Genomic DNA, 21,287 nt, shown 5'->3' on the forward strand with positions numbered 1-21,287 from the left:
GGTGGCCGGCGGTGCGCCGGCCGGGAGGTCATCGGTGGCGGCCGGCCGCCGGGCCGGGGGGACCGGCGGCCGGTGCGGGCCGCTCGGCCGGCCGGGGCGGGCTCACCGGCGTGCGGGGCTGGCCCCGGTGCGCCGGGTCCGCGGTGCCCGGGCCGCCGGCACGGCGGACGTGGCGGCGGCCGAGCTCCTGGGCCAGGGGCTCCACGAAGCGGGCCGCCAGCGGGCCGAGGACGACGAGCAGCAGGACGTAGGCGGTGGCGAAGGAACCGAGGGCGGGATCGACGCCCGAGGAGACCGCGAGCCCCGCGATGACGATGGAGAACTCGCCGCGGGCGACGAGCGCGCCGCCCGCCCGCCACCGGCCCCGGGTGCCGATGCCGGCCCGTCGCGCCGCCCAGTAGCCGGTCGCCACCTTGGTGGCGGAGGTCACCACGGCCAGGGCGAGGGCGGGCAGCAGCACGGGAGGGACGGCGGCGGGGTCGGTGTTCAGGCCGAAGAAGACGAAGAACACCGCGGCGAACAGGTCCTTCAGGGGCATCAGTACGTGGTGGGTGTGCTCGGCGACCTCGCCGGACAGGGCGATGCCGACGAGGAAGGCGCCCACGGCCGCCGATACCTGCAGCTGCTGGGCGATGCCGGCCACGAGCAAGGTCGTGCCGAGGACCACGAGCAGCAGCTTCTCGGGGTCGTCGCTGGAGAGGAAACGGGAGACGACCCGTCCGTAGCGCACCGCGACGAGCAGCACGACACCGACGGCGGCGAGGGCGACGGCCAGGGTCACGCTGCCCGTCAGCAGGCTCGAACCGGCGAGCAGAGCGGTCAGGATCGGCAGGTACAGGGCCATCGCCAGGTCCTCCAGGACCAGGACGCTGAGGACGACGGGTGTCTCCCGGTTGCCGAGGCGGCCCAGGTCGCCGAGCACCTTGGCGATGACGCCGGAGGAGGAGACCCAGGTGACGCCCGCGAGCACCACGGCGGCCACCGGCCCCCAGCCGAGCAGCAGGGCCGCGGCGGCGCCGGGGATCGCGTTGAGGAGGAAGTCGACTCCTCCCGCGGGGGCGTGGGTCTTGAGGTGGCCGACGAGGTCGCCGGCCGTGTACTCCAGGCCGAGCATCAGGAGCAGCAGCACGACGCCGATCTCGGCGCCGACCTCGATGAACTCCTCGCTGCCGCCCAGCGGGACGACGCCGCCCGCGCCGAACAGGAGGCCGGCCAGCAGGTAGAGCGGGATCGGCGAGAACTTGAGCCGTACGGCGAAGCGGCCGAGCAGGCCGAGCGCGAGGACGACCGCACCGAACTCGATCAGGAAGACCGCGGAGTGCACGTGATCAGCTCCGTTCGAGGATCTCGTGGGCGCCGTCCACGCCTTCCCGGGTGCCGATGACGATCACGATGTCGCCGCCGTGCAGGCGGAAGTCGGGTCCTGGCGAGGGGATCGCGTGGGAGCGGCGCATGACGGCGACGACGGAGGCTCCGGTGGCGGTGCGCATCCTCGTCTCTCCCAGGGTGCGTCCGTTCCAGTGGGAGGTGCCGGTGATGGTGACCTGCTCGGCGAGCAGGCCGAAGTCGCTGGTGTGCAGCAGGTTGGGGTTGTTGTGGCCGGGCAGCAGGGCGTCGGCGAGGGACAGGGCCTCCGCGCCGGTCAGCACCAGGGACAGGCCGGCGGAGTCGGGGTCGTCGTCGTGGTGCACGTTCAGGGTGCGTCTGGTGTCCCGGTGGGCGATCACCGACAGGGTGTCGTGCCGCCGGGTGGTGAGCTCGTACTGCACCCCGATGCCGGGCAACGGGGTGGTCCTCAGGCGGGGAGCGGGCATGGTGTCCCTCCTTGGGCTGCGGGCTGCTGCGTCATTGCTTGCGGAACCACACGCCGCCCAGCGGCGGCAGGACCACGCTCGCGCCGGCCGGCAGGCCCTGCCGGGGTTCGGCGACGGCGTGGACGGGCCCGGGGTTGGTGGCCCCGGAGCCTCCGTACCGCGCCGCGTCCGTGTTGAGCACCTCGGTCCAGGGGCCGGTCTCGGGCAGCGCCAGGCGGTAGTCGTGGCGGACCGTGGGCTGGAAGTGGAAGACGCACACCAGCGACTCGCCGCCCTCGCCGTGGCGGACGAAGGAGTAGACGTTGTCCTCGGCGGCGTCCGCGTCGATCCAGCGGAAGCCCTCCGGCCGGCTGTCCAGGCTCCACAGTGCCGGGTCGTCGAGGTAGGTGCGGTTGAGGTCGCGCACCAGGTCGCGCACGGCGCTGTGGGGGGCGTGCGCGAGGAGGGACCAGTCCGGGCCGCGGTCGTGGGACCACTCGGTGTCCTGTGCGAACTCCTGGCCCATGAACAGCAGCTGCTTGCCGGGGAAGGCCCACATGAAGGAGAGGTAGGCGCGCAGGTTGGCCAGCTGCTGCCAGCGGTCGCCGGGCATCTTCGTCAGCAGCGAGCCCTTGCCGTGCACCACTTCGTCGTGGCTGATCGGCAGGGTGTAGTTCTCCGCGTAGGCGTACATCATGGGGAAGGTCATGGCGTGGTGGTGGTACTGCCGGTACAGCGGGTCCTCGGCCATGTAGGACAGCGAGTCGTGCATCCAGCCCATGTTCCATTTCTGGGTGAAGCCGAGCCCGCCGTCGTCGGTGCGCCGGGTGACGCCGTCCCAGGCCGTGGACTCCTCGGCGATGGTCATCGCTCCGGGGCAGCGCCGGGCCACCGTGGCGTTCATCTCCTGGAGGAACTCGACGGCTTCCAGGTTCTCGCGGCCGCCGTACACGTTCGGCAGCCAGGCGCCGTCGGCGCGCGAGTAGTCGAGGTAGAGCATGGAGGCGACGGCGTCGACGCGCAGCCCGTCGATGTGGAACTCCTCGCACCAGTACACGGCGTTGGCGACGAGGAAGTTGCGTACCTCGTCGCGTCCGTGGTCGAAGACCAGGGTGCCCCAGTCGGGGTGCTCGCCGCGGCGCGGGTCCGGGTGTTCGTACAGGGCGGTCCCGTCGAAGCGGGCCAGGGCCCACTCGTCCTTGGGGAAGTGGGCCGGGACCCAGTCGACGATGACGCCGATGCCGGCCCGGTGCAGGGCGTCGACCAGGGCCCGGAAGTCGTCGGGGCTGCCGAGGCGGGCCGCCGGGGCGTAGTAGGAGGACACCTGGTAGCCCCAGGAGCCGCCGAAGGGGTGCTCGGCCACCGGCATGAACTGGACGTGGGTGAAGCCCAGCGCCTTGACGTAGGCGGGCAGTTCGGTGGCGAGGGCGCGGTAGCCGAGGCCCGGCCGCCACGATCCGAGGTGTACTTCGTAGACGCTCATGGCGGACCGGTCCACGGGGCGTTCGCCGCGCCGGGCCATCCAGGCGTCGTCGCTCCAGGTGTGGCGGGAGCGGTGGACGACGGAGGCGGTGCCCGGGGCCGCCTCGGCCGATGTGGCGAGGGGGTCGGCCTTCTGGATCCAGCGGCCGTCGGGGGTGAGGATCTCGTACTTGTACCGGCAGCCCTCTTCGAGGCCGGGGACGAACAACTCCCACACTCCGGCCGCGCCGAGCGAGCGCATCGGGTGGGTCCTGCCGTCCCAGTGGTTGAGGTCGCCGATCAGGCGCACGGCGCGGGCGCCCGGGGCCCACACGGCGAACGCGGTGCCGGCGGTCGCGCCCCAGCCGCAGTCGTGTGCGCGCACGCGGGCGCCGAGCACCCGCCACAGCTGCTCGTGGCGGCCCTCGCGGATCAGGTGCAGGTCGAGTTCGCCGAGGGTGGGCCCGAAGCGGTAGGGGTCGTCGTAGGCGTGCACGCCGGTGCCGTAGTGGACGCGTACCCGGTAGTCGGGCACGGCCGGGCCCGGCAGCCGGCCCGCGAAGACGCCCTCGCCCTGGTGCGCGAGCTGCGCCAGCGGCTCGCCCGACGGCGTGGTCAGCCACACCTGGTCGGCCAGCGGCCGCAGCACGCGCACGTCGACGCCGTCGGCGGACGGGTGCGGTCCGAGCAGCGCGTGAGGGTCGCTGAGCTCTCCCGTGGTGAGCCGCTTGAGGTGGGTGGCGGCCAGGGCCGTGGGGCGCTGTGCGGTGGTCACGACTGTGAAGTCCCGTCCGTGAGTATGTGGGCCACTCGGTGCCGGGGGTCGAGGCGTACGTAGTTGTCGCGTCCCCAGCGGTAGTCCTCGCCCGACAGGGCGTCGCGCACCGTGAAGGTCTCCGAGCGTTCGAGGCCGAGGGCGGGCAGGTCGAGGGTGACCGTCGCCTCGCGGGTCTCGTGGGGGTCGAGATTGAGGACGACGAGGACCCAGTCGCCCCCGGCGGTCCGCTTGGAGAAGCAGGTCACCGCGTCGTTGTCGGTGCGGTGGAAGCGGAGGTTGCGCAGCTGGTGCAGGGCCGGGTGGGCCCGGCGGATGTCGTTGAGCGCGCGGATCAGCGGGGCCAGGGAGTCGCCCGTGCTCTGTGCGCCGGCCCGGTCGCGGGGGCGCAGTTGGTACTTCTCGGAGTCCAGGTACTCCTCGCTGCCGGGGCCCATGGGCACGTTCTCGTACAGTTCGTACCCGGCGTACACGCCCCAGGTCGGTCCTGCCGTCGCGGCGAGCACCGCGCGCACGGCGAAGGCGGCCCTGCCGCCGTACTGGAGGTAGGCGTTGAGGATGTCGGGGGTGTTCACGAAGAGGTTGGGCCGCAGGTAGGCGGCGCTTTCCTCGCCGCCGAGGCCGGCCAGTTCGGAGAGGTAACTCTCGACTTCCTCCTTGGAGTTGCGCCAGGTGAAGTACGTGTAGGACTGGTGGAAGCCCACGCGTGCCAGGGCGTGGAGCATGGCCGGGCGGGTGAATGCCTCGGCGAGGAAGAGCACGTCGGGGTCGCTCGTGTGGACCGCGTGGATCAGCCGCTCCCAGAAGGCGACGGGCTTGGTGTGCGGGTTGTCGACGCGGAAGATGCGCACTCCGTGGTCCATCCAGTGGCGCAGCACGCGCAGGCATTCGGTGTGCAGTCCGTCGGGGTCGGTGTCGAAGTCGATCGGGTAGATGTCCTGGTACTTCTTCGGGGGGTTCTCGGCGAAGGCGATCGAGCCGTCGGGGCGGTGCCGGAACCATTCGGGGTGTTCGGTGACCCAGGGGTGGTCGGGTGAGCACTGGAGGGCGAAGTCGAGGGCTATTTCGAGGTCCAGTTCGCGGGCGCGGGCCACGAAGCGGTCGAAGTCCTCGAGGGTGCCCAGGTCGGGGTGGACCGTGTCGTGTCCGCCCTGGGCCGAGCCGATCGCCCAGGGCGAGCCGGGGTCGTGCGGGCCCGCCTCGAGCGAGTTGCCGGCGCCTTTGCGGTGGGTGGTGCCGATCGGGTGGATCGGTGGCAGGTAGACCACGTCGAAGCCCATGTCGGCGACGGCTTCGAGGCGTTCGGCGGCGGTGCGCAGCGTGCCCGGCCGCGGCGGGCCGGCCGCGGTGTCCGTGGCCGCGGGGACGACGGCTCCCTCGGAACGGGGGAAGAACTCGTACCAGGCGCCGTACAGGGCGCGTTCGCGGTCCACCCGCAGCGGCAGTTCCGGCGAGCGGGTGAGCAGCCTGCGCGGCGGGTGGGCGGTGAGCAGGGCGGTCACGGGGGCGGTGGTGGCGGCGGCGAGTCTGTCCTGCGGGTCGAGCCGCCCGTCGCGCAGCAGCGCGGCCGCGTCGGTCAGCGGTTCCGCCTCCTGGGAGGGGAGCGTGGCGGCGGCCTGTGCCAGGATCGACGCGCCTTCTTCCAGGACGAGTTCGGTGTCGATGCCGGCCGGTATCTTGATCTCGGCGGTGTGGCGCCAGGTCGCCCAGGGGTCGGTCCACGCCTCCACCCGGTAGGTCCAGTCGCCTTCGCGTGCGGCGGTGACCCACGCGGTGTAGCGGTCGGTGCCGGGGGCGACGAGGCGCATGGGGGTGCGGGCGGCCGCCCGGCCGTCGGGGTCGGTGAGCACGACGCGGGCGCCGACGGCGTCGTGTCCTTCCTTGAAGACGGTGGCCGAGACCGCGAATTCCTCGCCGGGTACGGCGCGGGCCGGGGTGCGGCCGCCGTCGATCCGGGGGGTCACGTCCACGATGGGGATGCGGCCGATCCCGGGTCCGGTTCCCGGCCGGTCCGTCGGCCCGCCGGGCGGCTCCACGGCTGTGGCGGCCGGGCGCGTCGCGTCGCGCTGCATGGGCTTGCCCTCCATAGTGCTCGTGCCTCCTCGCACCGGGGTGCGGTCTTCGGACAGGGGGTGCTCGGTGGTGCGGGCGGTCGGGGCCGGCCGAAGCGGTCAGCGCCGGATGGCGGTGGTGCCGTTGCTGACCTCGGAGATGATCCGGCGGTATCCCGACACCAGGGGGTGGTGCGGGTACGCCGTGCAGAACACGCGTTCCCCGGCGAGCTGTGCCATTTCGGGCGCGTACGGCAGGACGGTGGTGACGGGTGTGCGGTAGGCGCTCTCCACCTCGCCGAGCAGCCGGTCGCCCAGGGCGCCGTCGGGGGCCATGTTCACGGCGACGCTCATGGCGCCGAAGCCGAGCCGGCCGGCCAGGGCCGTGGTCTCCCTGGCGCCGGCGAGGTCGAGGCGGTCGGCGCGGGTGACGACGACGAGCGCGTCCGAACTGGCCATCGCGGTGACGGTCTCGTTGTTGAAGCCGGCGTGGGTGTCGAGCAGCAGTGCGTCGAGCGCCAGGGTGTCGATGAGCCGGTCGAAGCCTTCGCGCAGCAGGCCCACGTCGTAGCCGCGGCCCATGATCTCGTTGACGCCGGTGGTCTGGCTCCTGGCCGGGACGAGGAAGAATCCGTCGTGGCCGACGGTGTGGTCGACGGCGTAGGCGGCCTCCTCGATCTCGCAGCGGCCGATGAGGTAGTCGGTGAGCGACCGGCGGGCGGGGACCGTCACGTCGTCGAACATCACGTCCAGTGCGGGGGTCTGGATGTCGGTGTCCACCAGAGCGACCCGCAGGCCCGAGGAGGCCAGCAGCAGGCCGAGGTTGGCGGCCGTGCTGGATTTGCCGGTGCCTCCCCGGTAGGAGTGCACCGTGATGATCTGCGACATGTTCTCCACCTGACGGTTTGGGGGGGTCGGCGGTCCGGCCGGTGGGCGGTCAGTCGGCGGCCCCGGCCGGCGCCTGCCAGTGCACGGCCAGCATCGTGATGTCGTCGGACTGTTCGGCCTGGCCGACGAAGTCGCTGAGGGCGCCGTCCATGTGGTCGAGGAGTTCCTCGCCGCGCACGGTGGCCTCGGTCAGCTGCTCGACGAGCTGGTCCTCGCCGAAGAAGTGCCCGGTTCGGGAGCGGGCCTCGGTGACCCCGTCGGTGTAGATGAACAGGGTGTCCCCGGGGGTGATCTGCGTGTACCCGAGCGAGAAGGTGCAGTCCGGCATGACGCCCACGACCGGCCCGGTCGGCTGGAGGAGCACCGGTTCGGCGCCGCTTCCGCTGACGAGGACGGGGGGGTTGTGTCCGCCGTTGATGTAGACGAGGTTGCCGGTGACGGGGTCCAGGACGCCGAAGAACATGGTGGCGAAGTAGCCCTGTTTCATGTGGTTGCGGGTCAGGTAGCTGTTGGTGCCGATGACCGCGTTCAGCAGCGGGGTGGCGCCCACGACGGGGATGGCCCGGGTGTGTTCGGCGCCGCCGGGCTCCTCCCCCATCAGGTCCGCGGCGATGAGGTTCTGCAGGCCGCTCTGTTCCGCGGTGTGCCGCAGCAGGGAGCGGATGAGTGCCATGAACAGGGCCGCGCCGACGCCCTTGTCGCACACGTCGGCGACGACGAGGGCGAGGCGGCGCCGGTTGACCAGTTCGAAGACGTCGTAGAAGTCGCCGGCCACGGTCCGGGCGGGCCGGAAGCGTACCCGGATGTCCCAGCCGTCGGGGCTGGGCAGCGAGTCCGGCAGGAATCCCAGCTGGATCTCGCGGCCTATCTCCAGTTCCCTCTCGTAGCTGAGCAGTTCGGCGTGGGCGGCGACCTCCTCGATGTTCTGGTTGAGTTCGGCGTGCTGGTGGCAGTCCCGCAGCCGCGCCTCCACCAGGACGGGATGGAAGGGCGGCAGCAGGTAGTCCGAGCCCGCGCGCACGTGGCCGTCGAGGAGGTGCAGGTCGTGCTCCGCGTAGGCCACGACGGTGGGCTGCTGTCCCTCGTCCGCCAGCCGCCGGGCCACCGACCGCACGGTGTGGGGCGACAGTGTGGCGTCGGCGAGCAGTGCGGTCACCGCCGGCATCCGGCCGCGGGAGGCGGCCAGTACGTCGCCCGGTGTGCAGGTGTGCGCCTCGGCGCCCACGGCGGCCAGTGCCCTGGCCAGCCCTTCGGGGACGTCCCGTCGTTCATCCAGTATGAGGACTCTCGTCTGCGCCATCTCCGCCTCGTCTACTCCACTGCCGGCCGGCGCATCACGAGGGTGCTCACGTTGCGCCCCGCGACGAGCTCGTACTCGAAGGTGTCCACGGCTGTGAACGCCAGGAAGACTCCCAGGCCGCCGATCTCCCGCTCCGCGAGCGGCACGTCGAGCGCGGGCGCCCGCATGCCCTGCCTCGGGTCGAACGCCGGGGCGTCGTCCTGGAAGCGGACCCACACCGTGCCCGGGTCGATGCCGCCGTCGACGGTGATCTCGCCCCTGTCGCCGCGGTATCCGTGCAGGACGATGTTGGTGGCCAGTTCGTCGGCGGCCAGGCGGAAGCGGTAGAGCGCGCTCTCCGTGAGGCGGGCGCGGCGGCCGAGGACCAGGACGAAGTCGGACACCGGCTCGAGCGAATCGATCGTGGCGGGAACACGGAGCGCGTTCGCCCTGCCGCATCCGGGTGCCGGTGCGACGCCCGCCGCCGTCTTGGCCCCTGCGGCCTCGAAGTCGAACGTCATCTCGGTGCGTCCCTTCAGGCGTCCACGAGATCGATGCTGTGGTCGAAGCCGGCGAGCCGGATGGTCCGGGCCACCGGTTCGGAGGCGCCGACGACGGCGATGCGCACCTCGTCGCCCATCTTCTGGCGGGCGAAGACCAGGGAGCGCAGGCCGGCGCTGGAGAGGTAGCCGAGCTGTTCGGCACGGATGACCAGTTCGAGGGCACCGGCGCCGGCCGCCCGGCCGACGGTGTCGTGGAACTCGCCCGCCGTGGAGGCGTCCAGCTCTCCCGAGAGTTCGATGGTGGCGACCTTGTCGTCGATCCTCAGGCGCACGTCGAAAGCCATGATGGTTCTCCTTCTGGGTCAGGCGGTCGTCCGGGCCGCGCGTCCCACGAGGACGACGGCGCTGTGGGCTGCCAGGTGGAAGCGCCCGGGGTGCTCGAGTTCCGGCTCGCCGCCGACCGGGTGGGCGGCGGTGCCGGTGTCGGCGAAGAGGTGCCAGCGCTGTCCGTCGGGCAGGGCGGGCAGCTCCAGGTCGTGGCCCTCCCAGTGCGCGTTGACGGCGACGTACACGTGGTCGTCGCTCACGCTGCCGCCCTTGGCGTGCCGGCCGCACCGCATCAGGGCGAGCACCCGGCCGTGGTCGGCCCAGTCGGGGGCCCAGGCGTTGACGCCGTGCCAGCTGACGTCGGGGTAGCCGCTGCCGACCCGGTCGGTGCCGGTGGGGTGGTCGCTGGTGCGCAGGACGGGGTGGGCGTGGCGGAAGGCGATCAGTTTCCGGGTGAAGTCCAGGAGTTCGGCGTTGGCCTCGACGAGCCCCCAGTCGAACCAGGACAGTTCGTTGTCCTGGCAGTAGGTGTTGTTGTTGCCGAGCTGGGTGCGGCCGACCTCGTCGCCGGCCAGGATCATCGGAATGCCCTGGCTCATGAGCAGGATGGTGAGCAGGTTCTTCATCTGCCGCATCCTCAGCTCGCGGACGTGGGCGGAGGCGCTGGGTCCCTCCTCCCCGCAGTTCCAGCTGTTGTTGTCGTTGGCTCCGTCGTTGTTGTCCTCGCCGTTGGCCTCGTTGTGCTTGTCGTTGTAGGAGACCAGGTCGGCCAGGGTGAAGCCGTCGTGGGCGGTGATGAAGTTGACCGACGCGGACGAGGTGCGGCCCTGGTACAGGTCGGGTGAGCCGGCCATCCGGGTCGCCAGCTCGCCGACCAGGCCGGGCTCGCCCTTGACGAAGCGGCGGACGGTGTCGCGGTACTTCCCGTTCCACTCCGACCAGCGGCCGTAGTTGGGGAAGTTGCCCACCTGGTAGAGGCCGGCCGCGTCCCAGGCCTCCGCGATCAGCTTGGTGTGCCGCAGGACCGGGTCGTGGGCGAGCTGTTCGAGCAGGGGCGGGTTGGGCAGCGGGGTGCCGTCCGGGGCCCGGTCGAGGATGGCGGCGAGGTCGAAGCGGAAGCCGTCGATGTGGTACTCGGCGACCCAGTGGCGCAGGCAGGAGAGTACGAAGTCCCGCACCACGGGGTGGTTGCAGTTGACGGTGTTGCCGGTGCCGCTGAAGTTGTAGTACTCGCCGCGCGGCGTCAGCATGTAGTACGTGGCGTTGTCGAGGCCGCGGAAGGAGATGGTCGGGCCCTGCTCGTTGCCCTCGGCCGTGTGGTTGAAGACGACGTCGAGCACGACCTCGATGCCGGCCTTGTGCAACTCCTTGACCAGCGACTTGAATTCGTCGGCCTGCATGCCGAAGGGGCCGGTGGCGGCGTAGCCCGCCTTGGGGGCGAAGAAGGAGACGGTGTTGTAGCCCCAGTAGTTGTACAGCCGCTCGCCGGTCACCGGATCGGTGCGCGGGTTGTCCAGCTCGTCGAACTCGAACACGGGCAGCAGTTCCAGGCAGTTGACGCCGAGCTGCCGCAGGTAGGGGATCTTCTCCCGCAGTCCTGCGTACGTGCCGGGCGCCGACACCTTCGCGGAGGGGTGGCGGGTGAAGCCGCGGACGTGGGTCTCGTAGATGACGAGGTCCTCGGCGGGGATGCGCAGGGGGCGGTCGCCGGCCCAGTCGAAGTCGTCGTTCAGTACCTGCGCGCGGTAGTGGTAGACGTTGTTCCAGTCCGGTTCGCGGCCCCACACCTCGCGTCCCGAGATCAGCCGCGCGTAGGGGTCGCTGAGCACCTTGGTGCGGTCGAAGCGGTCGCCGCGGCCGGGGTCGAAGGGGCCGTCGGCGCGGAACCCGTACTCCAGGTTCTCCGTGTCGAGTCCGAAGACCGTCATGGCGTACACGCTGCCGGTGCGGAACTCCGGCGGGAACGTCAGTTCGGCGCTGGGCTGTGCGGCGCCGCGTTCGAAGAGCACGAGGCTCATCGTGGTCGCGCCGTCGGAGTAGACCGAGAAGTTGACGCCGCCGGGCACCGGGGTGGCGCCGTAGGGGAAGGGCCGGCCGGCCCTGACCCGGTAGGGGCCGATCCGGTGCGTCGGGTAGGCGTCGACGCGCTCCCTGATGTCCGGGGTGCTCATCGGCCCGCACGTTCCAGTTCGGTGTCCAGGTCCTCGGCGACCCGGAAGAAGTCCAGGAACCCCGTGGCGGACATGACGAACGAGACCTCCTCGGAGAGGCCGACGAGGGTGATCTCCGCGTCGAGCTGCTGGGCGTGGCGGTGCACGATGAGGAGGGTGCGCAGGCCGGCGCTGGAGATGTAGGAGATTCCGGTGAGGTCGATGAGGACCACGGCGCCGCGGCCGATGAGCGGCAGCAGCTGTGACTGCAGTCCGCCGGAGGTGGTCGAGTTGATCTCGCCCTCCAGGGCGACGACGGTGGCACCGGCGAGCACCTGTGAGCTGACCTTGACAGTCATCCCCTCACCTCCGGGCGGGATTCGGCTTCGAGGCGGACCTTGACCTTGACCCGGCCCGAGGTCTCGGGCAGCCGGACGGTCAGGGCCTGCGCGTTGAAATCGGTGTGCTCCGCGCCGTCGATCTCCACGGCCGCGATGCGTACGGCTCCGGCCGGCAGCAGGTCGGGGGCGACCCTGAGGACGCGGTCCTCGATCAGGGCGGGGTCGGGCTTGAACCAGAAGTCCATCGGTTTGCCGCCCGCGAGCAGGTTGTTGTAGACGGCGGCCAGGTAGCACAGCTCGGCCGAGTGGTACATCGACATCGAGTGGCTGCCCTTGAGGCGTTCCACGCCGAGGAGGTAGGGCAGGCCGCTGGCCATGGTGTTGAAGTAGACGGCGCCCTCGTCGTGGTCGAGGAAGAACGCGTTGTAGAAGGACTGGGCGTCGCGCGCCTCGGTGCGGAAGTCCACCCGCCCGGTGACGCCGTGCAGGATGAGGTAGGCGAGGATCGCCTGCTCCTGCTGCCACCATGCCTTGCGGTCGTGCCAGGCGAAGCGGAACCGTTCCTCGCCGTCCACCTTGACGCGCTCCACCACGTCGTACCAGCCGCCGCGCTGGCGGTCGCCGCCGACCTCGGGCATGGACTCGCCGAGGGAGACGGCCGTCTGCAGGTAGGCGTCCTTGGGGCGCAGGGAGTTCATGCGCATCAGGTTCCAGGCGATCTTCAGGTTGTGCCCGACGACGGCGCGGTTCTGCTGCCACCCGTGGGTGGTGTCGGGCGACCAGTCCTTGTGGAATCGTTCCTGCACGAAGGGGCTGTTCTTCAGGTCGGGGAAGCGTTCCACGATCGTGTCGAAGGTGTACTCGAGCATGTCGGCGTACTTCTGCTCGCCGGTCGCCAGGTACAGGTTGATCAGGTACGCGGGTGCGTGGTCGCCGACGGAGTTCCAGTTCTTGCGTGCCTGGTTGGGTCCGAGGGAGGAGTGGTGCGGGCTGAGCAGGATCGGGTCGATGTGCGAGAAGTAGCCGCCCTCCTCGGGGTCCAGGTAGAAGCGGTCGAAGAGCCGGAGGGTGGCGTCGGCGTCGGCCTTGATCCGCGGGTCGCCGGTGATCCGGTAGGTCTGCACGGGGCCGGCGAGGGCGTAGATCTGCTCGTAGGCGGGCAGCGCGTCGTAGTCGTCGGAGAACTCGGAGGTGAACAGCTTCGTCTCGACGTCGCCGTCGACCTTGAGGCCGTGGTACCAGTAGACGACGTTCTCGTCGGTGTCCACGAACCGCATGTGCTCCCGCAGGTACTCGGTGCCGCGCTCGGCGACCTCCAGGTACTCGTCGTCGCCGGTGAGCAGGAAGGCGGAGGCCATGCCGTAGACGAGCCGCGAGATGGTGTCCGTCTCCTGGACGTGGCTGGCGGTCTTGTCGCCGCCGAGGCGGATCTCGGTGCGGTAGTCGGCGAAGTCGACGGGGCCGTCGCCGAACTGGGCCTTGCGGTAGAAGCCGGCGATCTCCCGGATCTGCCGGACCCACCAGCCGGCTTCCTCGAAGCGGAAGTCGTCGGGGTCGCGGCCCACGAAGATCAGCCGCTTGGCCTCGAAGCGCAGGGTCCGGCTGTGGGGGTAGAAGACGCCGTAGGCGAGGACGAAGGTGTCCTGGGTGAGCAGCTCGTCGATGTGGCTGGTGGCGTCCTGGTACGGCTCGCCGAGGTTGTGCAGCAGCTCCGCGCTCGGGCCGCCGTCGAGGCCGATGTCGAAGAGCCGGCCGTCGGCGGTGACCAGGGTGAAGACGCGGGCCTGGCTGTCGAAGGCGGTCACCCGTCCGGCGATGGTGTCCGAGAAGGTGAAGTCGACGTTCCTGACGCTTTCTGACATGGCTGTCACACCCCTCGCAGTACGAGTTCGTCGATGATGGTCCTGGCGAAGAGATGGCAGTGGTCGCCGGTGCGGGCGGTCACCAGGTCCCCGTCGACGACGACGTCCTGGTCGACGTAGCTGGCGCCCATGTTGCGCACGTCGCCGAGCAGGTTGTTGTGGCAGACCACCTTGCGCCCGCGGACGACGTAGGGGATCGAGGAGGCCAGCCACATGCCGTGGCAGATGATCCCCTTGAGCACGCCCGAGCGGGCGAAGGCGCGGCGCAGCAGGTCCGTGGCGGGCGCGAGCTGCTCGACGTCCTCGGTGTAGCGCAGCCGGTCGGCGACCATGCCGGAGGGCACGATCAGCGCCGCGTAGGTGCGCAGCCGGCGGTCGTCGAGGTCCTCCAGGCTGCGGGTCACCGTCAGCGGTGCGCGGTGCTCGTGGCCGGTGAAGGTGATCGACGTGTTGCCCCACAGGCGGGTGACGAAGTCGACCTGGGCGCCTTCCTCGGCGAACCGGCGCTGGTAGTAGGCGATTTCGGGCTCGTAGAAGTCGCTCTCCGCCAGGATCGCGATCTTCTGCCCGCTGAGCGCCCCGTCACGGGACGGTACGTCAGCCACGGTCTCCCCCTTCGGTGGTGCGCAGGTCGATGAGGAACGGCTTGTCGTCGGCGAGCATCCGCTTGACCGCGTCGGCGACCTGGGCGTGGTCGTCGACCCGCAGGGCCTCCACCCCGAATCCCCCGGCGATCTGCGCGAAGCCCAGGTCGGGGTGGGAGAGGTCGAACGGCGTCGGGTAGGCGTGCGGCGCGACGTCCCGTTCGCGCCAGTACTGCTCGATGTTGTGGTCGAGCAGCTTGTAGCTGCGGTTGTTGCAGACGACGAACTTGGCGCCGATGCCGTGCCGTACGGCGGTGTAGAGCGCCTGGACGGTGTACATGGAGCCGCCGTCGCCGGTGAAGCCGATGACGGTCTTGTCCGGGTGGGCCAGCTTGATCCCCATCGCGCCGGGGATGCCGACTCCGAGGGAGCCGCCGCGCGTGGAGAACCAGTGGCCCGGCCGGCGGCCCGGCAGGTGGGCGGCGAGCGCGCCGGAGGCGGTCAGTGCCTCGTCGAAGATCATCACGTCGTCGGGGACCTGGCCCGCGAGTTCCCGCAGGAAGGCGTGGAGCAGCGACCCGTCGTCCGGTACGCCGGCGGGGCGTTCGCTGCGGCGGGCCCGCAGGCGTTCGGACGCCGCCGCCCGGTCGGGTGCGGACAGCCGGCGGGCCAGCTGCGTGCCGAGCGCGGACAGGGTCTCCTTCGGGTCGGCGACCAGGCCGAGGGTGACGGGGTGGTTCTTGGCTATCTCGTAGTCGTCGAGGTCGATGTGGACGATCCGGGCGTCCGCGCGGAACGGGTCGCCGGTGTCGGGGAACACTTCGGGGAAGGTGTAGGTGCCGACGATCAGGACGACGTCGGCGTCCTTGACGGCGGCCGTGCTGACGGCGCCGAACATGTGGCCGAGGTCGCCGCGGTAGAGCGGGTGCGTGACGTCCAGGTTCACCTCGGAGTAGTTGACGCCGTAGACGTCGGCGCCCAGCTGCTCGGCCACCCGCACCAGTTCCTCCTGGGCGCCGGAGGCCGAGACGCCGTCGCCCGCGAGGACGATCGGCTTCTCGGCACCGGTCAGCAGCCGCGCCGCCTGCGCCACGAGCGTGTCGGCGGGGGCGGTGCGGGTGCTGGGGGCGGAGGTCGGCACGATCTGCTCGGTGTTGACAGCGTCGAGCACGTCGAGAGGCAGCGCCACGAAGACCGGGCCCATCGGGGGTGTCATCGCCGTCTTCATCGCCCGGCGCAGCACCCGCAGCACCGAGCGCGGGTCGGTGACACGCGTCGCGTACTTGGTCACGGGCCTGGCCATGGCGACCAGATCGGCTGCCATCTGGGCGTCCATGGACTCGTACCGGACGCCCGACTCCCCCGCGATCGCGAGGATCGGCGAGTGGCCGCGCTTGGCCTGGTACAGCATGCCGATGGCATTGCCCAGGCCGACGCCGCTGTGCAGCTGCAGGAGCGCGGGCCGGCCCGTGGCGCGGGCGTAGCCGTCCGCGATGCCGGCCGCGACGGTCTCCTGCAGGGTCAGGATGTACTGGAGGTCGTCGTAGTTCTCCAGTGCGTCCAGGAATCCCTGCTCGACCGTTCCTGGGTTGCCGAACATGAAGGGAATTCCGTCGGCGATGAACTGCTCGATGATCGCCGCATTGCCCTGCCTGGCCATGTCTGCCTTCTCTCGATTTCTCGATCGTTGCCGCGGAATTACCAGCCGAAGCGGCGCAGGCCGTCCTCGAGCACCTCGACGACCTTTTCTCCGGTCAGGTAGGAGTCCGGCGTGGAACGCCCGGTGATGAACGGGTAGTCCACGATCACCGAGGTCTCTTTCCCGAAGTTTCCGATGTAGCGGCCCTCGGGTCCGGTGGCGTCGCGCAGGATGTATTCGAGCGGGTACGGGGGCGGGCCGATCACGAAGTCGGTGCCGAGGAATCCGGTCCCGTCCTTGTAGTCGTACTCCTTGCAGTGGCCCGTGACGTGCTTGCCCCGGATGATGGACGTGCGGTCCTCCCAGTCGCGGGCGAAGGCCAGCGGCGCGACGCCGTAGCACTCGGCCGCGATCGGCTTGTCCGCGCGCAGGAAGGCCAGGATGATCTGGTGCACCCGCTCGTTGTTGGCGAGGTCCACGACCGGGCCCGAGCCGCCGACGATGAGCAGGGCGTCGTAGTCCTCGAGCTCCTGCGCCACGACGTCGACGGCCCGGTGGTAGGCCTCCAGCTTGCGCAGGTAGTCGTCGTCCGCCGTGTAGGGGCGCTCGGGGATCCAGCGGGAGATGTCGATCGGGTCGTCCAGGCGGGTGGAGGCGTCGATCTCCCGGGTGAGCTTGGCGACCTCCTCGGAGGTGACCGAGCGGCCGAGCGGCGGGTCGATGTACCCGGGGTCCATCGACGGGGGCAGCGCGTGCGCCCGCTTGCCGGTCGGGGTGGCGAACTCCACCTCGTAGCCGCGCTGGTCGAAGTGGTGCAGGGGCCCGACGAGCTCCTCGCCCCAGTAGCCGTACTCCGACAGGATCACGAGGATCTTCTTGGCGTTCTTCCTGGGCACGCCGACTCCTTCGGTCTTCGGTTCGAAAGGGGTGGCCGGGCGCCGCGACGCAAGGGGGCGGCGCCTGAGCCACCGGATCAGGGGGATCAGCGGGCCTCGGGGCCGATGATCCAGTTCTCCCGGGCCGCCAGGGAGAAGACGTACTTCGGGTCGGCGATCTCCTCGCGCGCGGCCTTCACCTGTTCGGTGAACCAGGGCGAGCGCAGCGCTTCCTCGAGGGCGGCCCGGTCGTCGAACCACAGCTGCTCGACGCTGTCGAAGGCCGCCTCCCCGAAGACGTAGGCGCCGTCCACGGTGTGGGCGTGCAGGTAGCGGCGCAGCCCCGGGGTTGCCTTGACGACGGAGGCGTACGCGTCGAGGGTCTGCTTGCGGTAGTCGTCCAGGGGCAGGCCCGGGCGCCGCTTCAGCAGCACGGTGAGCTTGACCCACTCGCGTCCCCTGGCCGGCGGCGGGCCGGGGACGATCTCGTGCGCGGTGGTGTCGATGACGATGGTCTGCCAGAAGGCGGCCCAGTTGGGCTCGTCGAGCCGGGCGCCCTGCAGGAACTCCTCGGTCTGCAGGGAGGCCAGCTGCTCCTCGCCGTTGGCCAGGAAGATCTCGGCGATGCCCTGGTGCGGCAGCGCCGGCTCACCGAGGTTCGCCTCGATGTCCACCACCGTGTCGACCATGTACTTGCGGATCTGCGGAATCTTCGATGCGTACTGCACCGCGTGCACATTCACCCAGTAGTCCTGGAATTCCTGTGCGGTCATGCCCGGCTTGGGCGCCGCCAGAATGAACTGGTGGATCATCGAATTCTCCTTCGGGACGGGCTCGTTCATCATGTCCAGCGGTCACCGGGAAAGCCAAAGAAGGGAAATCGACTTTCTGAACTGTCGCGCCGGTGGCGCGTTTCCGCTGTCAGTCTGCCTTCAGCTCCGGTGGATAAAGGAAGTAGTTGGCCGCGGAGGCGGCCTGTGCCCCTTCCTGCACCGCCGCGGAGACCTGGTGGGAATGCGGTGCCGTGATGTCCCCGGCCGCGTACACGCCGGGGACCGAGGTGTGCTGCTCCGTGTCCACCTCCACGTAGCCGTGCGCGTTGAGGCGGACGCCGAGGCCGCGGGCCACGGCCGTCTCCGGGGTGGCGCCCTGGATGGAGAACAGGGCGTCCAGCTCCAGGCGTCGGCCGCCCCGCGTCACGATGACCGACAGCCGGCCGTCCGTGCCCTCGGCCGCCTCGATGCGGTCGTGGACGACGGGGACGCCGGCCGCGGCGAGGCGGCGTGCGAAGCGGTCGCTGATGTCGTTGCTGCGGCTGTTGGTGAGCAGCCGGACCCGTTCGGTGAGGCTGTGCAGTTGCATGGCCTCGCCCGCTGCGGCGTCGGTGTGTCCCACGACGAGGATGCGGCGTCCGCGGCTCTCGTACCCGTCGCAGGCGATGCACCAGAACATCGACCGGCCCACGTACTCCTGCCAGTGGGGGAAGTGCGGGAAGTGGTCGAGGACACCGGTGGCGAGGACGACCGTCCTGGCCCACCACACGTGGCCCTGCGCCTGGACGGTGAAGCCCCGCCGCGCATCGCCCACCACACCTGTCACGCGGTGGGCGGCGATGCGCACGTGCGGGTAGTGGGCGAGCTGGCGCCGGCCCAGGTCGCGCAGTTCGGTGGTGGCGATGCCGTCGGGGAAGCCGAGGTAGTTGCGGTTCGTCTGGTGGTGGGTCGAGCGTCCCTGCCCGGTGTCGAAGACCATCACCCGGCGTCCGTAGCGGGCCAGTTGGAGCGCGGCGGACAGCCCCGCCGGGCCTCCTCCGACCACGGCGACGTCGGCGCCGCCCGCACCGTCCGGGTCGTCCGGGTCGTCCGGGTTCCCCAGGTCCTCCAGGTCGTTCGTCTGCGTGGTCACGGCCACGTCCCCTTTCCCTTCTCGTCGGCGCCGTCGCGGTCAGTGCGCCGGGCGGCCGCCGTGTGCGAGGCGGCGCACCGCGGCGAGCGGTATGGGCAGCCATTCGGGCCGGTTGCGGGCCTCGTAGAGCGCCTCGTACACGGCCTTGTCGGCCTCGAAGGCCCTCAACAGCACGGGGCTCGTGCGCGGGTCCGGGCCGCCTGCCGCGGTGTAGCCGGCGCAGAAGGCGCGCCTGCTGTGCAGGGCCCAGGCCGAGGCCCGGCGTGCCAGGCGCGCGCCGCGCGGGTCGTGCGGGGCCTGTCGTCCGGGCGGGGCGCCGAGGACGTCGCCGAGGGCGTGGTGTGCCGCGTAGTCGAAGGAGCGCAGCATGGCGGCGACGTCGCGGACGGCCGGCTGCAGGTGGCGCCGCTCGGCGAAGGGGTGTCCGGGTTCGCCCTCGAAGTCGATCAGTACCCATGTGTCCGCGGTCCGCAGTGCCTGTCCCAGGTGGAGGTCGCCGTGGATGCGCTGGACGGGCAGCGGGTTGCCGCGCCGCACCACTTCGCTCAGGTCCCGGTAGGCGTTCTGCAGTCCGCGCGCGCAGGGGGTGAGGTCGGGTACCTCGTCGAGGGCGTCGTCGAGCCGGGCCAGGAGGGTGTCGGTCAGTTCGGCGGCTTCGGGCAGGCTCAGGGGGCGGCTCTCCAGCTGCTGGGCGAGTGCCCGGTGCACCTGGGCGGTGGCCCGTCCCAGGCGGAACGCGTCGTCCGAGAAGCCGCCCGGCGGCGTGAGGGACGCGCATGCTCCGCGGATGCAGGCCTCCGCCTGTGCCGTGGCGATGCTCCAGCCGTCTCCGCGCGAGGGCACGAACTCCTGGAGGATGCACAGTGCGGCCGGCTCCGCGCCCTGCAGTGCGGCGGTCTGCGCCCAGGCCAGCGGTGCCGCGCTGGGCACGTCGCCGGCCCGCTCGAGTGCGGTCAGCATCTCCAGCTCGGTGTTGGCCCCCGGCATGATGCGGCGCAGTACTTTGAGCATCATGCGGTCGCCGAAGGCCACCGAGGTGTTGGACTGCTCGCCGGTGAGCGGTCTGGCCCGCAGTCCGGAGGGGATCACCGCTGCGGGGACGTGGTGGTACTCCAGGGCTCCGCACGGTTCGGCCGCGACGAAGCGGTCGAGCAGGGCGGACAGCAGCTCGGGGTCCGTGCTCGCCTCGTAGAGGGTCAGCCGCCGTCCGTCCGGTGTGCGGGCGCTGCCGATGACGGCGTCGGCGGGCACACCGGCACCGGGCGGGCCGGGCGCGGCGCCGACCAGGAGCTGGTAGCACGCGCCGTCGTCGGTGCGGAACACGGTCTGCAGCAGTGCCGGTGTGCCGGGTACGACGATCTCCGCGAGCAGGGGCCGGACCTCGGACAGGCCGTGGCCCTTGCCGGCGTACCAGCGTCTGCCGGGCAGCCAGGCCGGCAGGAGCCGGCACAGCTCGCCGACGATCGCATCCAGGTCCGTGGCGGCCGGGCCCGCCGGGCGGCGGGGGGTGGCGGTGTGCTGACCGGTGGCGGTCATACGGCGCTCGCCTTCGTGCGGTGTGACGGGACGAGCGTGATGCGGCCCGTGGGGGCGGGTGGGCCCTGCGCGCGGGACGGCGAGAGGACGGTGGCGGCGTGCGCCAGGGACACCATCGTCATGTGGTGGTGCCAGCCGCGGTAGGAGCGGCCCTCGAAGTCGCGGACGCCGAGGCCGTCGCTCACCTCCGCCAGGTCGCGCTCCACGCGCCGCGAGAGCATGGCCGTGCGGTAGACGGTGCCGAGCTGGGACTGCGCGAGGTTGGAGAGCCAGAACTCGCTCGGGGAGCGCCGGCCCGGGTCCGTCCAGGCGGCCAGGAGCACGAGGTCGAGGCGGTCGGGCTGTCCGTGACCGGTGGGGCCCGTGCGCAGTGCGACGCGGGCGGCGCCGACGGAGGTGGCGCGCATGGTCTGTGTCGTGTGGTCGAACCACTCCACCGGCATGCGCTGCCTGTGCAGCGCGGAGAGCAGGCCGGCCGAGCCCACCCAGCTCCGGGTCCCGTCCGGGGGTCCGTCCGGCGCGGTCTTCGGTCCGGGCGGCACCGGGGTGATGGAGGAGGGGTCGACCCGGACGACGAACGGGAGCTGGCGGGACATCAGTTCTGTGCAGACCGGCTGCGGCGGTGTCTGCCGCAGGTCCATCACCACCGGCCGGCCGCGCAGTCCCCACTGCCGTGCCATCTTGCTCACCGAGTCGACGGCGCACTGCTCGGGCGGGCACGATCCGACGTCGGTGGGGATGGAGGCACGGCGGCGCATGTCCTCCTGGTCCGTCCAGCACTCGGGGAGCGCCAGCTGCCAGTCCACGGGGCAGCTCCCCCGGTCCCCGGCGAGCCATACGCTCATCGCCTGCTGGCAGTTGACGATCCGTCCGATCTGCGAGACCCACTGCCGTTCCACTCCGACGGAGTGCTGGCCCACTTTCGTGATCACGAGGGGCTGCACCACCCAGGCGCGGGGCTGGGCGCGTTCGACGAACAGCCGCGCCAGGTCGCCGCGCACCGGGTCGGCGTCCCAGGGCGACTTGCTGATGAATTGGTAAAGACTTTGCTCGGCCCCGCTGCCCGCGCCATTGGCGAGAGCGCGCATGGTTTTCTTCCCGCGGACCGCGAGCAGCCCGCGCACATACACTTCGCCCCAGCGTCGCTGGTCGCTTCGCGGAATGGAGCGCAGCGCAGAGAGAACCTCGGCGAATTCGTTCGGTGAAATGTCGTCGGGAAGCGTCTGCTGGTCTTGTGCGGACACTGTTCTCCCCTCTCCATCGAATACGTGAGTCACGTTCCGGTGAGCCACGGATCAGTGCTGCGGTGACAGAGGGC

18 protein-coding genes are annotated in these 21,287 nt (G+C 71.0%); all 18 read right to left on the reverse strand.

The window, feature by feature from the left end; all coding sequences use genetic code 11:
• Positions 1 to 28: 28 nt before the first annotated feature.
• The 18 genes from ACGF3H_RS29580 to ACGF3H_RS29665 all read right to left on the reverse strand — a co-directional run bounded on the left by ACGF3H_RS29580 (position 29) and on the right by ACGF3H_RS29665 (position 21,261).
• Complete coding sequence (locus ACGF3H_RS29580; protein ID WP_393587824.1) at positions 29 to 1,324, reverse strand: cation:proton antiporter; 1,296 nt, start codon at positions 1,322 to 1,324, stop codon at positions 29 to 31.
• A 4-nt stretch (positions 1,325 to 1,328) separates the two neighbouring features.
• Positions 1,329 to 1,814: a TrkA C-terminal domain-containing protein gene (locus ACGF3H_RS29585; protein WP_362500231.1), complete on the reverse strand. Its 486-nt coding sequence runs from the start codon at positions 1,812 to 1,814 to the stop codon at positions 1,329 to 1,331.
• A 31-nt stretch (positions 1,815 to 1,845) separates the two neighbouring features.
• On the reverse strand, positions 1,846 to 4,029 hold the full coding sequence (gene glgB / locus ACGF3H_RS29590; RefSeq protein WP_362500230.1) for a 1,4-alpha-glucan branching protein GlgB: 2,184 nt from the start codon (positions 4,027 to 4,029) through the stop codon (positions 1,846 to 1,848).
• Entirely contained in the window at positions 4,026 to 6,116 is a 2,091-nt protein-coding gene (locus ACGF3H_RS29595; RefSeq protein ID WP_362500229.1) for a maltotransferase domain-containing protein, read from the reverse strand. Before ACGF3H_RS29595 ends, glgB begins: the two co-directional genes overlap by 4 nt.
• A gap of 84 nt (positions 6,117 to 6,200) precedes the next feature.
• On the reverse strand, positions 6,201 to 6,968 hold the full coding sequence (locus ACGF3H_RS29600) for an AAA family ATPase (RefSeq protein WP_362500228.1): 768 nt from the start codon (positions 6,966 to 6,968) through the stop codon (positions 6,201 to 6,203).
• A gap of 49 nt (positions 6,969 to 7,017) precedes the next feature.
• A complete protein-coding gene (locus ACGF3H_RS29605) occupies positions 7,018 to 8,268 on the reverse strand; it encodes a SpoIIE family protein phosphatase (RefSeq protein WP_362500227.1) in 1,251 nt (416 codons plus the stop codon).
• An 11-nt stretch (positions 8,269 to 8,279) separates the two neighbouring features.
• Positions 8,280 to 8,768, reverse strand: coding sequence for an ATP-binding protein (locus tag ACGF3H_RS29610; protein WP_362500226.1), 489 nt, complete (start codon positions 8,766 to 8,768; stop codon positions 8,280 to 8,282).
• A 14-nt stretch (positions 8,769 to 8,782) separates the two neighbouring features.
• On the reverse strand, positions 8,783 to 9,094 hold the full coding sequence (locus tag ACGF3H_RS29615) for an anti-sigma factor antagonist (RefSeq protein WP_362500225.1): 312 nt from the start codon (positions 9,092 to 9,094) through the stop codon (positions 8,783 to 8,785).
• An 18-nt stretch (positions 9,095 to 9,112) separates the two neighbouring features.
• Entirely contained in the window at positions 9,113 to 11,248 is a 2,136-nt protein-coding gene (gene glgX, locus ACGF3H_RS29620) for a glycogen debranching protein GlgX (RefSeq protein WP_362500224.1), read from the reverse strand.
• Positions 11,245 to 11,586, reverse strand: coding sequence for an STAS domain-containing protein (locus ACGF3H_RS29625; protein WP_362500223.1), 342 nt, complete (start codon positions 11,584 to 11,586; stop codon positions 11,245 to 11,247). The genes glgX and ACGF3H_RS29625 overlap by 4 nt, the downstream gene beginning before the upstream one ends.
• Positions 11,583 to 13,430, reverse strand: a complete 1,848-nt coding sequence (locus ACGF3H_RS29630) for an AGE family epimerase/isomerase (protein ID WP_362500222.1) — start codon at positions 13,428 to 13,430, stop codon at positions 11,583 to 11,585. The genes ACGF3H_RS29625 and ACGF3H_RS29630 overlap by 4 nt, the downstream gene beginning before the upstream one ends.
• Positions 13,431 to 13,435: 5 nt before the next feature.
• Positions 13,436 to 14,035 (reverse strand): DJ-1/PfpI family protein, encoded by a 600-nt coding sequence (locus tag ACGF3H_RS29635; protein WP_362500221.1) that lies wholly within the window; start codon positions 14,033 to 14,035, stop codon positions 13,436 to 13,438.
• Entirely contained in the window at positions 14,028 to 15,674 is a 1,647-nt protein-coding gene (locus ACGF3H_RS29640) for a thiamine pyrophosphate-binding protein (RefSeq protein ID WP_362500220.1), read from the reverse strand. The genes ACGF3H_RS29635 and ACGF3H_RS29640 overlap by 8 nt, the downstream gene beginning before the upstream one ends.
• Positions 15,675 to 15,712: 38 nt before the next feature.
• Entirely contained in the window at positions 15,713 to 16,549 is an 837-nt protein-coding gene (locus ACGF3H_RS29645; RefSeq protein ID WP_362500219.1) for a type 1 glutamine amidotransferase domain-containing protein, read from the reverse strand.
• An 86-nt stretch (positions 16,550 to 16,635) separates the two neighbouring features.
• Entirely contained in the window at positions 16,636 to 17,340 is a 705-nt protein-coding gene (locus ACGF3H_RS29650) for an EthD domain-containing protein (RefSeq protein WP_362500218.1), read from the reverse strand.
• A 109-nt stretch (positions 17,341 to 17,449) separates the two neighbouring features.
• Complete coding sequence (locus ACGF3H_RS29655) at positions 17,450 to 18,433, reverse strand: NAD(P)/FAD-dependent oxidoreductase (protein WP_362500217.1); 984 nt, start codon at positions 18,431 to 18,433, stop codon at positions 17,450 to 17,452.
• A 39-nt stretch (positions 18,434 to 18,472) separates the two neighbouring features.
• Positions 18,473 to 19,969, reverse strand: coding sequence for a maltokinase (locus tag ACGF3H_RS29660; protein ID WP_362500216.1), 1,497 nt, complete (start codon positions 19,967 to 19,969; stop codon positions 18,473 to 18,475).
• Complete coding sequence (locus ACGF3H_RS29665) at positions 19,966 to 21,261, reverse strand: IS701 family transposase (RefSeq protein ID WP_393587839.1); 1,296 nt, start codon at positions 21,259 to 21,261, stop codon at positions 19,966 to 19,968. The genes ACGF3H_RS29660 and ACGF3H_RS29665 overlap by 4 nt, the downstream gene beginning before the upstream one ends.
• Positions 21,262 to 21,287 lie beyond the last annotated feature (26 nt).

This window comes from Streptomyces sp. NPDC048185 (assembly GCF_043202495.1).
GTDB lineage: Bacteria > Actinomycetota > Actinomycetes > Streptomycetales > Streptomycetaceae > Streptomyces.

Excerpts from the sequence above, each read along its gene's own strand:
- ACGF3H_RS29585 (WP_362500231.1), bottom strand. The coding sequence starts at position 1,814 with ATGCCCGCTCCCCGCCTGAGGACCACCCCGTTGCCCGGCATCGGGGTG.
- ACGF3H_RS29610 (WP_362500226.1), bottom strand. The coding sequence starts at position 8,768 with ATGACGTTCGACTTCGAGGCCGCAGGGGCCAAGACGGCGGCGGGCGTC.
- ACGF3H_RS29600 (WP_362500228.1), bottom strand. The coding sequence starts at position 6,968 with ATGTCGCAGATCATCACGGTGCACTCCTACCGGGGAGGCACCGGCAAA.
- ACGF3H_RS29615 (WP_362500225.1), bottom strand. The coding sequence starts at position 9,094 with ATGGCTTTCGACGTGCGCCTGAGGATCGACGACAAGGTCGCCACCATC.
- ACGF3H_RS29605 (WP_362500227.1), bottom strand. The coding sequence starts at position 8,268 with ATGGCGCAGACGAGAGTCCTCATACTGGATGAACGACGGGACGTCCCC.
- glgX (WP_362500224.1), bottom strand. The coding sequence starts at position 11,248 with ATGAGCACCCCGGACATCAGGGAGCGCGTCGACGCCTACCCGACGCAC.
- ACGF3H_RS29640 (WP_362500220.1), bottom strand. The coding sequence starts at position 15,674 with ATGGCCAGGCAGGGCAATGCGGCGATCATCGAGCAGTTCATCGCCGAC.
- ACGF3H_RS29625 (WP_362500223.1), bottom strand. The coding sequence starts at position 11,586 with ATGACTGTCAAGGTCAGCTCACAGGTGCTCGCCGGTGCCACCGTCGTC.
- ACGF3H_RS29650 (WP_362500218.1), bottom strand. The coding sequence starts at position 17,340 with ATGATCCACCAGTTCATTCTGGCGGCGCCCAAGCCGGGCATGACCGCA.
- ACGF3H_RS29660 (WP_362500216.1), bottom strand. The coding sequence starts at position 19,969 with ATGACCGCCACCGGTCAGCACACCGCCACCCCCCGCCGCCCGGCGGGC.
- ACGF3H_RS29630 (WP_362500222.1), bottom strand. The coding sequence starts at position 13,430 with ATGTCAGAAAGCGTCAGGAACGTCGACTTCACCTTCTCGGACACCATC.
- ACGF3H_RS29595 (WP_362500229.1), bottom strand. The coding sequence starts at position 6,116 with ATGGAGGGCAAGCCCATGCAGCGCGACGCGACGCGCCCGGCCGCCACA.